Raw genomic sequence first — 11,320 nt, forward strand, 5'->3', positions numbered from 1 at the left:
TCATAGCAGTTTGCCGGTGGGCAGCTACCAGTCGCCAGCCACCAGCTACCAGCCGCCAGCGAAAGGGCGGGCAGTCCTTGACCACCGTCGTTGAGCACAAGCGTCCACTGACAGCTGGCGACTGGCGGCAACGGCTGACGACTGGTGGCTGGTAGCTGGTGGCCGGCAGCTGGTGGCTGGAGGCTGGCGGCTGATCGCTACCGCCCCCGATTGCCCCAGCCCCGCCCGCCGGGCTAACGTGTCGGCATACACGGCGGTACGAGGATCCCGGCATGGCCCTGACCCTGATGCTGACCCTGATCGGTCTCGCCGGCGGGCTGTGGCTGGCGGAGGCCGGACTCGACGGGCTCGCCGCACCGCTGATCGGCGCCCTGTTCGGTTTCGTGCTCGCCCGCCAGCAGCTGCTCGAGCGGATGCTGCGCGAGCAGCTGGGACGCGCGACCCCGCCGCCCGCCGCCCCCCTGCCGCAACCGGAGCTAGCACCCGACTCCGAGCCACTGTCGCTCGACTTGCCCGCACCGTCGCCGGTCACGCCCCGGTCAACGCCCCAGCCACGCGCGCCCTGGCGGCTGCGCGAGCGCCTGCTCGGTGCCAACCCGCTGGTGCGCATCGGTATCCTGCTGGTGTTCGTCGGCACCGGCTTCCTGATCAAGTACGCGGTCGACCAGCAGTGGCTGCGGTTGTCGCTGGAGCTGCGTCTCGGCGCCATCGCCCTGGCCGCGCTGGGGCTGCTCGGGCTCGGCTGGCGGGTGCGTGCGCGCAATCGCGACTACGGGTTGCTGCTCCAGGGCGCGGCCATCGGCATCCTCTATCTCGACGTCCACGGCGCCCATGTGCTTGCCGGGCTGCTCGGACCCGTCGCCGCCTTCGCATTGTTGGCATTGATCGCGCTCGTCTGTCTCGCCCTGGCGCTCACCCAGGAGGCGCGCAGCCTCGCCTGGTTCGGCCTGATCGGCGGCTTCCTCGCGCCACTGATCAGCGCCGACGGCGGCGGCGACCCGGTGGTGCTGTTCGGCTACTACGCCCTGCTCGACACCCTGGTGCTGGCGCTGGCCTGGGCGCGCGGCTGGCGCGCGCTCAACCTGCTCGGCTTCGCCTTTACCTTCGTCATCGGCATCGTCTGGGGCGTGCTGCGCTACGAGCCGGCGCTGTTCCATCGGGTCGAACCCTTCCTGATCTACTTCTTCCTCGTCTATGTCGCCGTGGCGGTGCTCCACGCCCGGCACCGGCCGCCGGGCTCCGCCACCCCGGTCGACGCCACCCTGGTGTTCGGCACCCCGCTGCTGACCCTCGCCTGCCAGCTCGCGCTGGTTGCCCACCAGCCCTGGGGCGAGGCCTACTCGACCCTGGCGATGGGGCTGTTCTATCTCGCCCTCGCCGGCTGGCTGCGACGCGACGGGCATCCTGCCACGGCGTTGCTCGCCCAGACCTTCCTCGCGCTCGCGGTGATCCTGCTGTCGCTGACCCCGGCCTTCGCCCTCGATGCCGAACTGACCGCTGGCTTCTGGGCGCTCGAGGGCGCGGCCATGGCCTGGATCGGCGCCCGTCAGGAGCAAACGCGGGTGCTGGTCTTCGCGCTGCTGCTCCAGCTCGGCGCGGCGCTCGCGCTACCCTTCGCCGAGACCGCCGCCGACCCGCCCCCCTTCCTCGGCGCCGAGGTGCTCGGCGCGCTGACCATCGCCCTCGCCGGGCTGGTGAGCGCCTACTGGTTCGACCGCGCCCGTCCCTGGTGCCACGCCCTGGCGCCCTGGCTGGTCGGCTGGGGGACGCTGTGGTGGCTCGGTGCCGGGAGCGCCGAGCTGTGGCGTCTCGACCCCGGCGCGGTGCTGCCGGCGCGCCTGCTCGGCTACGCCCTGCTCGGCGCGCTGCTCGCCGAGTTGGCCGCCACCCGGCTGCGCTGGGCGCGACTCGACGCCCTGCTCGGCGGGCTGCCGCTGCTCGGGCTGATCGCGCTGGCGGCCAGCGCGGAGCGGCTGGAGCAACCGTTCGGCGCCGGCGGCGCGCTCGCCTGGCCGGCCTTCGTCAGCCTCGGCTATCTGCTGCTGTGGCGGGTCGAGCGCCGCGCACTCGCCCCAGGCATCGGCTGGGGCCTGTTCACCCAGGGGTTGACGACCCTGCTGGTGCTCGACTGGGGCTGGCTGTGGTGGGCCTTGGTCGCGCACCAGCCCGCCCCTGGCTGGCACGCCGCGGCGCTGGTGCTGCTCCCGGCCGTGGCGCTACTGCTGGCCACGCGGGCGCGACCCTGGCCGCTGACCTGGGCCCGGGTCCATGTCGGCGCGCTCGGCGCGCCGCTCGCGCTCGGGCTGGCGCTCTGGTCGGTCTGGTCGATCGGGGTCACCGGCGGTAGCGCACCCTGGCCACGGCTGCCGCTCGTCAACCCGCTCGATCTCGTCACCGCGCTGGTACTCGTCGCGCTGTGGCGCTGGTGGCGCGCGCTCGAGACGCACGGTCTGATCGCCCCCGGCGCACCGGGCCGACGAGCCGTCACCGCGCTGTTCGGGGTGCTCGGCTTCGGCTGGCTCAACCTGGTGCTGCTGCGCGCGCTGCACCATGCCTGGGACGTCGACTACCGGGTGGCGGCGCTGCTCGACTCGGCGCCGACCCAGATGGTCCTCTCGGTGAGCTGGGGGCTGTGCGCGGTGGCGCTGTTGCTGGGCGCGCGGCGCTGGGGCTCGCGCGCGCTCTGGTTCGGCGCGGCGGCGGTGCTGACGCTGGCGGTGGTGAAGCTGTTCGCGATCGATCTGGCCGCGCGCGGCGGGGTGGAGCGCATCGTCTCCTTCCTCGCCGTCGGTGGGCTGATGATGGGGATCGGCTGGCTGACGCCGCTGCCGCCGCGCACGACGACAGCCGACGAGACAGGGTTCAGTCGCCCGTCGTCGCGGACTCGGCAGCCGCCGCCTGCTTGAGTGCGCGGTGGATGACGATGTTGAGCATGCGCAGCGTCGCCGCGATCGAGGCGAACACCTGGTTGGCATGCACCCCGCGGGTGCGCAGCTCGCCCAGGTCGGTCTGCCAGACGATGCTGCACTCGGTGAGGGCATCGGTGCGCCCACCCTTGGGGATGCGCACCTCGTAATCGGTCAGCCGCGGCAGGGTCAGGCCGCGCTTCTTCACCACCCGTGCGAGTGCGCTCATGAAGGCATCGAAGCCACCGTTGCCGCTACCCACGGCGGTATAGACGTCGCACTCGATACGGAGCTTGATGCTCGCGGTCGACTCCAGGTCCATGGTCGAGGCCACCGAGCAGGCGAGCAGCTCGGCGTGGTCGTAGTCCTTGCTCTCCAGCACCTCGGCGATGATGAAGGGCAGGTCCTCGGTGGTGATGGTCTTCTTCGAGTCGCCGAGTTCGATGATACGGCGCAACACCGTCTGCTGCTGCTCCTCGGAGAGCTCGATGTCGAGTCGTTCGAGGTTCTTCGCCAGCGAGGCCTTGCCGGCGAGCTTACCGAGCGCGTACTTGCGTCGCCGGGCGAAGCGCTCGGGCGAGAGCCGCGAGTGGTAGAGACTGCCCTTGCGATCTCCGTCGGCATGGATGCCGGCGGTCTGGGTGAAGACGTCGGCGCCGACGATCGGCGCGTTGTCGGCGATGCGCTTGCCCGAGAAGTACTCGACCAGCTCGCTGGCGCGGGCGAGATGGGTCTCGTCGATGCCGGTGCGATAACCGAGCTGATCGCGCAGGTTGACCGCGACCTCGGCCAGCGAGGCATTACCGGCGCGCTCGCCGAGACAGTTGACGGTGCAGTGCAGCGCGCTCACCCCGGCGCGCGCGGCGGCGAGCACGTTGGCGGTGGCCAGGCCGTAGTCGTTGTGGGGGTGGAAGTCGAAGCACAGCCCGGGGAAGCGCGCGACCATGTCGGCGATCGCCGCCTCGACCTGCTCCGGGGTCATTACCCCGAGGGTGTCGGGCAGCATGAAGTGCCCCACCCCGCTGTCGGCGAGCTGCTCGACGAAGCGATAGACATAGTCCGGGGTGTCGCGATAGCCGTTCGACCAGTCCTCGAGATAGAGGTTGACGGCAAGCCCCGCCTCCTGGGCGCGGGCGACGCAGGCGCGCACATCGCCGACGTGCTGCTCCAGGGTCTTGCCGAGCTGGCCGTGACAGTGACGCTCGCTGCCCTTGGTCAGCAGGTTGAGCACCCGCCCGCCGGCGCCACGGATCCACTCGATGCTGCGCCCCTGGTCGACGAAGCCGAGGACCTCAACCCGCTCGGCGCATCCGCGATCTTCGGCCCACTCGATGATCTGGCGCACCGCGTAGGCCTCACCGCTGGAGACCCGCGCCGAGGCGACCTCGATGCGATCGACCCGTACCTGTTCGAGCAGAGTCTTGGCGAGATTGAGCTTCTCGGCCGGCGAGAAGGACACCCCCTGGGTCTGTTCCCCGTCGCGCAGGGTGGTGTCCATGATCTGGACATAGCGTTCGGCGGACTCGCTCATGCACCCGCCCCCGTGGCGGCGAGGGTGCGCTCGATCTCGGACTTGACCGCCTCGACCGTGGCCGGGAGATCGACACAACGCTGCTCGCGCTCCATCAACCCCTGCAGCGACGACGGCAGCGGCGCGCCGCGCCCGATCGCCTGCTCGACGGCCTCGTTGAACTTGGCCGGATGCGCGGTGGCCAGACAGACGGCGTCGTCCATGCCGCGTGCGGCATGGACACCGACGGCGGTGTGCGGACAGCAGATATAGCCGTCGTGCTCGTAGCTGGCGCGGATCTGCTCCAGGGTCTCCGCATCGCTCGCGGCACGGGCGTCGAAGTCGGCGCGCACCCGGGCATGGCGCTCGGCGTCGAGTTCGATGCGGCCATGCTCGCGCAGCCCCTCGAACAGCGCACGCACCCGCGCGCAGTCGCCGTCGTGGAGGAAGTAGAGATAGCGCTCGAAGTTGGAGGCGAGCTGGATGTCCATCGCCGGGCTGAGGGTGCGGTGCACCTGCGACTCGGCGGCGTAGATCCCGCTGTCGACGAAGCGGGTGAGGATGTCGTTGCGGTTGGTGGCGATCACCAGTCGACGCACCGGCAGCCCCATGCGACGGGCGAGATAGCCGGCGAAGACATCGCCGAAGTTGCCGGTGGGCACGGAGAAGCTGACCGCACGCTCGGGATCGCCACCGCTGACCCGACCCCAGGCGTAGAAGTAGTAGACCATCTGAGCGAGGATCCGCGCCCAGTTGATCGAGTTGACCGCGCCGAGGTGGTGGCTGCGCTTGAACGGCAGGTCGCTGAACAGCGTCTTGACGATGCGCTGGGCGTCGTCGAAGGTCCCCTCGACGGCGATGTTGTGGACGTTGTCGTCGAGCACCGTGGTCATCTGACGCGCCTGGATCGGCGACACCCGGCCCTTGGGGTGGAGGATGAAGACCTGGATGCCCGCCTTGCCGCGCACCCCGTAGATCGCCGCCGAGCCGGTATCGCCCGAGGTGGCGCCGACGATGTTGAACTCACCGCCGTCACGCGCCAGCAGATACTCGAAGAGGTTGCCGAGGAACTGCAGCGCCACATCTTTGAACGCGGCGGTGGGACCATGGAAGAGTTCGAGGATGCGCGCCCCGCCGGCCTCGACCACCGGGGTGACCTCGGGGTGGGAGAAGCCGGCGTAGGAGCGATCGATCAGCGCGCGCAGGTCCTCGCGCGGGATCTCGTCGCCGACGAAGGGGGTGAACACCTCGAGGGCCAGCTCCTGGAAGCTCAGCTGCGACCAGGCGCGCAGGGTCGCGGCATCGACCCGGGGCAACTCGGCCGGGACCAGCAGACCACCATCGGTGGCCAGTCCCATGGTGACCGCGTCGGCGAAACCGATGGAGGTGACACCCCCGCGGGTACTCAAGTAGTGCATCTCGTTCTCTGTGTTGACTGGTTGCTGTAGACGAGCGGGCGCCGGCACCCGCACGCGGCCTCGGACGTGCGCTCCGTGCAGGCGTCGGGAGACGATGGACGAGACGGGCAGACACCCCGGTGGTGGCGAGGCGGCGTGCCCGGAGCGTGCTCGGAGGAGCGGGCGCAGTGCAGTCCACCCCCTGCTCCCAGCGAACGCCGGGGAAATGGTTGAGAGTAAAAAACCTGGCCACGCTTGGCAACCGTGGCGTGCCCCCCGGGCACGTTCACCATCGTCCCGTGATGAATGCTGCACCCGCATCACAATGATCACCATTGAATCCGCGGTCACTTCGAATCGTTGACATTGCGGCAAAGGCACCCAGACAATGCAAAGCGTGCGCCTGAACTGACAGATACGGCACACACACACTAGAAGAAAGAGAATGAGGGGGCATCTGTCGCGGTCTGACCACCGGGCCCGTGCTTGCGCGCGGCTGCTGGTCAACGCCCCGTCACCCCGAGCAATTACGCAATCCACTTGTCGATACGGAGTGACATCGAAATGACACCTGAAAAACGGGCAGAGTACTGGCGGGCGAACATTCGCCTGCTGGTGGTTCTGCTGACCATCTGGTTCGTGGTCTCGTATGGGTTCGGGATCATCCTGGTCGAACCCTTGAATGCCATTTCCCTTGGGGGCTACAAACTCGGCTTCTGGTTCGCCCAGCAAGGCTCGATCTATACCTTCGTGGTACTGATCTTCGTCTATGCGGCGAACATGAACAGGCTCGACAAGAAGTTCGACGTCGGCGAAGAGTAAGGAGCACAGATCATGACGCCTCTTGATATGTGGACCTACGGCGTTGTCGGCGCGACCTTTGCGTTGTACATCGGCATCGCCATCTGGGCCCGCGCCGGTAGCACCGGCGAGTTCTACGTCGCCGGCGGCGGCGTTCACCCGGTTGCCAACGGCATGGCCACCGGCGCCGACTGGATGTCGGCGGCATCCTTCATCTCCATGGCCGGGCTGATCGCCTTCAACGGCTATGGCGCATCCGTCTTCCTGATGGGCTGGACCGGCGGCTATGTGCTGCTCGCGCTGCTGCTCGCGCCCTATCTGCGCAAGTTCGGCAAGTTCACCGTGCCCGAGTTCATCGGTGATCGTTACTACTCGCAGTCGGCGCGCATCGTCGCGGTCATCTGCCTGATCCTCGCCTCGATCACCTATGTCATCGGTCAGATGAAGGGGATCGGCGTGGCCTTCTCGCGCTTCCTCGAAGTGCCCTACGACACCGGTCTCTATATCGGCATGGGCATCGTCGCCATCTACGCCGTGCTCGGCGGCATGAAGGGTATTACCTATACCCAGATCGCCCAGTATGTGGTCATGATCTTCGCTTACACCGTGCCGGCGGTATTCATCTCGCTCAACCTCACCGGCAACCCGCTGCCCCAGCTGGGGCTCGGCAGCGAATACGTCCAGAACGGTATCGCCACCGGCATGTCGCTGCTCGACAAGCTCGACCAGGTGGTCACCGATCTCGGGTTCAAGGAGTACACCACCCAGACCATGGGCAACTCCCTGAACATGTTCGCCTACACCCTGTCGCTGATGATCGGCACCGCCGGTCTGCCGCACGTCATCATCCGCTTCTTCACCGTGCCCAAGGTGCGCGACGCACGCTATTCGGCCGGCTGGGCGCTGGTCTTCATCGCCCTGCTCTACACCACCGCCCCGGCCGTCGGCGCCATGGCGCGACTCAACCTGATGGACACCATCCAGATCGGTCCGATCGGCAGCGTCGAGGGTAACCTGCTCTATGACGAGCGTCCCGACTGGTTCAAGAAGTGGGAGGAGACCGGCCTGCTGCAGTTCGAGGACAAGAACGGCGACGGTCGCATCCAGTACTACAACGACGCCGATCCCGAGTTCGCCGCCGAGGCCGAGTCCTACGGCTGGGCCGGCAACGAGATGGTCAAGGTCGACCGCGACATCATGGTGCTCGCCAACCCCGAGATCGCCGGCCTGCCGGCCTGGGTGATCGCACTGGTGGTCGCCGGTGGTCTGGCCGCAGCGCTCTCAACCGCAGCGGGACTGCTGCTGGCGATCTCCTCGGCGATCTCCCACGACCTGCTCAAGGGCGTGATGATGCCGAAGATCTCGGAGAAGAACGAGCTGATGGCCGGACGCGTGTCGATGCTGGTGGCGATCATGGTCGCCGGCTATCTCGGTCTCAATCCGCCGGGCTTCGCCGCCGGCACCGTGGCCATCGCCTTCGGGCTCGCCGCCTCCTCCCTGTTCCCGGCGCTGATGATGGGGATCTTCGCCACCCGGATGAACAAGGCTGGGGCGGTCGCAGGCATGATCGCGGGCATCACCGTGACCCTGCTCTACGTGTTCCAGCACAAGGGCATCTTCTTCGTCCCCGGGACCTCCTTCCTGATGCCCGAGCTGGGCATGGGCAAGGACTGGTTCTTCGGGATCTCGCCCAACGCCTTCGGCGCGGTCGGCGCACTGGTCAACTTCACCGTGGCCATCATCGTCGCCAAGCTGACGGCACCGCCGCCGGAGCACATCCAGCACCTCGTCGAGGACGTGCGCATCCCGCGCGGCGCCGGCGAGGCCGGCGGCCATTGATGGACGCCGCGCTCACTCCCTGAGCGTTGACCCAAGCCCCGCTTCGGCGGGGCTTTTTCGCCCTGTCGCAACAGGCTGCGACAGGGCGGCCCACGAACGGACACCGACAACGCCGGGCCGGCGCACACCGCCAACGACCCGGCCGAGCCACTTCAGATCACGGGCACGGGACATCGACCATGGACATCGAACTGATCGAGATCCAGGAATTCCTCGCCGGCAGGCCGCCTTTCGACCAGCTGCCCGAGGAGGCGCTAGCGCAACTGCCGCGACGCCTCCAGGTGCGCTATGTGCGTCGTGACAGCGCCTTTCCGCCGGAGGACGAGGACGGTCCCCGGCTCTATATCCTGCGACGCGGCGCGATCGAACTGCGCAACGACGATGACGAACTGATCGGCAAGCTCGCCGAGGGCGATCTGTACGACCTGCGCTGTCGCGACGACAGCGATCGCTACCGCGCCACCGCCGTCGAGGACACCCTGGTCTACGCCCTGCCCTGCGGCGAACTACAGGCGTTGCGCGAGCGCCATGCCGGCTTCGCCGAACACTTCGAGCAGTCGATCTCCAACCGCCTGCGCAAGGCCCTCGACGTGGTGCGCGACACCCCGCCGTCGGGCACCGGACTGATGACGGTACGGGTGCGCAGCATGATCAACCGCGCACCGATCAGCACCGGCCCGGAGACCAGCATACGCGAGGCGGCGGGGATCATGTCCGAGCACCGCGTCTCCTCGCTGCTGATCATGGAGGGCGAGCACCTGGCGGGGATGATCACCGATCGCGACCTGCGCAGTCGCTGTCTCGCCGCCGGACTGCCGAGCGAGCGACCGGTGCGCGAGATCATGACCGAGCGACTGCACAGCATCGAACCCGACACCCTGGGCTTCGAGGCACTACTGACCATGACCCGGCTCAACGTCCATCACCTCCCGGTGATCGAGCGCGGGCGGGTGATGGGGCTGGTCTCGAGCACCGACCTGACCCGCTTCCAGAGCGCCAACGCCGTCTATCTGGTCGGCGACATCCATCGCGCCGAGTCCCTCGAGACCCTGGTGGAGATCGGCTCGCGCATCCCCGAGTTGCAGGTCCATCTGGTCACCGCCGGAGCCACCGCCCACCAGGTCGGCCAGGCGATCAGCACCATCACCGACGCCATCACCCGACGCCTGCTGGAGCTGGCCGAGGCCGAACTCGGCGCGCCGCCGGTCCCCTACTGCTGGATGGTCGGCGGCTCCCAGGCCAGGCGCGAACAGTCCTCGCACTCCGACCAGGATAACGCCCTGCTGCTCGCCGACGAGGCCGGCCCCGAGCACGACGCCTACTTCGCCGCACTCGCCCGCTTCGTCAACGACGGCTTGCACGCCTGCGGCTTCATCTACTGTCCGGGCGACGTGATGGCCTCCAACCCCAAGTGGCGCCAACCACTGCGGATCTGGCACGACTATTTCGCCACCTGGATCGTCAAACCCGAGCCGTTGGCGCTGATGCTCGCCAGCGTGTTCTTCGACCTGCGCCCGCTGCACGACCCGGCGAGCCTGTTCGAGCCGCTGCAGCAGCGCATGCTCGAGCGCACCCGCGCCAACCGCATCTTCATCGCCTACATGGCGGCCAACGCACTCAAGTACCGCCCGCCGCTCGGATTCTTCCGTAACATCGTGCTGATCCACGGCGGCGACCACGACCACACCTTCGACATCAAGCATCGCGGCACCGTGCCGATCATCGATCTGGCGCGGGTCTATGCGCTCTCGGCCGGACTCACCGAGACCAACACCCGCGAGCGACTACGCGCGGCGGCCGAGTGCGGCGCGCTGAGCCGCGACGGCGCGGCCAATCTGGTCGATGCCTCGGAGTTCATCTCCACCCTGCGCATGCGCCATCAGGCCCACCAGCTGCGCCGCGGCGCCAAGGCCGACAACTTCCTCTCGCCCGACGAGCTTTCACCGCTCGAGCGCGGCCATCTCAAGGACGCCTTCCTGCTGATCAACACCATGCAGGAGTCACTCGGACAACGCCATCAGGCGGGCCGCTTCACCTGAGGACGCCGGATGCCAGGACCGATCGAATGGCGCCGGCGCTGGCGATTGCGCCGCGCGCCCCAAGGGCCGCTGCGCGAACACCTCGCCCAGCCGACACCACGCCCGCGCGCCGACTGGCGCGAGGTCGAGTATCTCGCCGTGGACCTCGAGACCACCGGGCTCGATCCGCGCAACGACCAGATCCTCAGCGTCGGTCATGTGGTGGTGCGCGGCGCGGCCATCGACCTCTCCAGCGCGCGCCGTCATCTGGTGCGCGTCGGCGGCGCGATCCCCGAGGAGAGCGCGGTGATCCATCAGATCACCGACGACCAGGCGGCCTGCGGCGGCGAACTCGAGCCGGTCCTCGCCGAGCTGCTCGCGGCGCTCGCCGGACGGGTGCTGATCGCACACCACGCCAGCATCGAGCTTGGCTTCCTCTCGGCGGCGTGCAGGCGCCTGTGGCGCCAGGGGCTGTTGACCCGGGTGATCGACACCCAGGTGCTGGCGCATCGCACCTTCGAGCGTCGCCAGATCCCCTTTCGCGGCTCTGACCTGCGTCTCTACGCGCTCTGCGACCGCTACAACCTGCCCCGTCACGGCGCCCACGACGCGCTCGGCGACGCCCTCGCCGCCGCCGAACTGTTCCTCGCCCAAGCGGCCTACCGCGACGACGGCAAGGGCGTAGCGCTCGGCGCCTTTCTGTGCTGAGCCAGGACTGAGGGCACAGCGACGTGGAGAACACGAAAGGAACATGACATCGCGCAAGGGCTCGCCATCACCACCCGCGACGACGCACGCGACGGACGTGCCCCGGGGAATGGCTAGATGCCTCAGGTATGACCGTTTACC

At 68.3% G+C, this 11,320-nt stretch carries 7 protein-coding genes; 5 read left to right on the forward strand and 2 right to left on the reverse strand.

All coding sequences use genetic code 11. From position 1 onward, the window contains the following. Window positions 1–272: 272 nt before the first annotated feature. Window positions 273–2,906 carry a DUF2339 domain-containing protein gene (locus MARPU_RS14305; RefSeq protein ID WP_005224067.1) on the forward strand — a complete coding sequence of 878 codons (2,634 nt, stop codon included), beginning with the start codon at window positions 273–275 and terminating at the stop codon, window positions 2,904–2,906. On the opposite strand, the gene MARPU_RS14310 is transcribed toward MARPU_RS14305, so the two are convergent. Both MARPU_RS14310 and thrC read right to left on the reverse strand, forming a co-directional pair. Continuing rightward, a complete protein-coding gene (locus MARPU_RS14310) occupies window positions 2,863–4,437 on the reverse strand; it encodes an alpha-isopropylmalate synthase regulatory domain-containing protein (protein ID WP_005224066.1) in 1,575 nt (524 codons plus the stop codon). The genes MARPU_RS14305 and MARPU_RS14310 overlap by 44 nt on opposite strands. Next, on the reverse strand, window positions 4,434–5,834 hold the full coding sequence (gene thrC, locus MARPU_RS14315) for a threonine synthase (protein WP_005224065.1): 1,401 nt from the start codon (window positions 5,832–5,834) through the stop codon (window positions 4,434–4,436). Before thrC ends, MARPU_RS14310 begins: the two co-directional genes overlap by 4 nt. A gap of 543 nt (window positions 5,835–6,377) precedes the next feature. On the opposite strand from thrC, the gene MARPU_RS14320 reads away from it, so the two are divergent. From MARPU_RS14320 to MARPU_RS14335, 4 genes are all read left to right on the forward strand, one after another. Beyond that, entirely contained in the window at window positions 6,378–6,635 is a 258-nt protein-coding gene (locus tag MARPU_RS14320) for a DUF4212 domain-containing protein (protein WP_005224064.1), read from the forward strand. Between the two features lie 12 nt (window positions 6,636–6,647). Beyond that, a complete protein-coding gene (locus tag MARPU_RS14325) occupies window positions 6,648–8,453 on the forward strand; it encodes a sodium:solute symporter family protein (RefSeq protein ID WP_005224063.1) in 1,806 nt (601 codons plus the stop codon). A 179-nt stretch (window positions 8,454–8,632) separates the two neighbouring features. After that, window positions 8,633–10,492: a DUF294 nucleotidyltransferase-like domain-containing protein gene (locus MARPU_RS14330; RefSeq protein ID WP_005224062.1), complete on the forward strand. Its 1,860-nt coding sequence runs from the start codon at window positions 8,633–8,635 to the stop codon at window positions 10,490–10,492. A 9-nt stretch (window positions 10,493–10,501) separates the two neighbouring features. Next, window positions 10,502–11,179 carry a 3'-5' exonuclease gene (locus MARPU_RS14335; protein WP_005224061.1) on the forward strand — a complete coding sequence of 226 codons (678 nt, stop codon included), beginning with the start codon at window positions 10,502–10,504 and terminating at the stop codon, window positions 11,177–11,179. The last annotated feature ends 141 nt before the right edge of the window (window positions 11,180–11,320 follow it).

Origin of the sequence: Marichromatium purpuratum 984, from assembly GCF_000224005.2 — a bacterium.
Classification (GTDB): domain Bacteria; phylum Pseudomonadota; class Gammaproteobacteria; order Chromatiales; family Chromatiaceae; genus Marichromatium; species Marichromatium purpuratum.

Bases quoted from the DNA above. Each gene is read 5' to 3' on its own strand.
- MARPU_RS14305 (WP_005224067.1), top strand. From the start codon at position 273: ATGGCCCTGACCCTGATGCTGACCCTGATCGGTCTCGCCGGCGGGCTG.
- MARPU_RS14310 (WP_005224066.1), bottom strand. From the start codon at position 4,437: ATGAGCGAGTCCGCCGAACGCTATGTCCAGATCATGGACACCACCCTG.
- thrC (WP_005224065.1), bottom strand. From the start codon at position 5,834: ATGCACTACTTGAGTACCCGCGGGGGTGTCACCTCCATCGGTTTCGCC.
- MARPU_RS14320 (WP_005224064.1), top strand. From the start codon at position 6,378: ATGACACCTGAAAAACGGGCAGAGTACTGGCGGGCGAACATTCGCCTG.
- MARPU_RS14325 (WP_005224063.1), top strand. From the start codon at position 6,648: ATGACGCCTCTTGATATGTGGACCTACGGCGTTGTCGGCGCGACCTTT.
- MARPU_RS14330 (WP_005224062.1), top strand. From the start codon at position 8,633: ATGGACATCGAACTGATCGAGATCCAGGAATTCCTCGCCGGCAGGCCG.
- MARPU_RS14335 (WP_005224061.1), top strand. From the start codon at position 10,502: ATGCCAGGACCGATCGAATGGCGCCGGCGCTGGCGATTGCGCCGCGCG.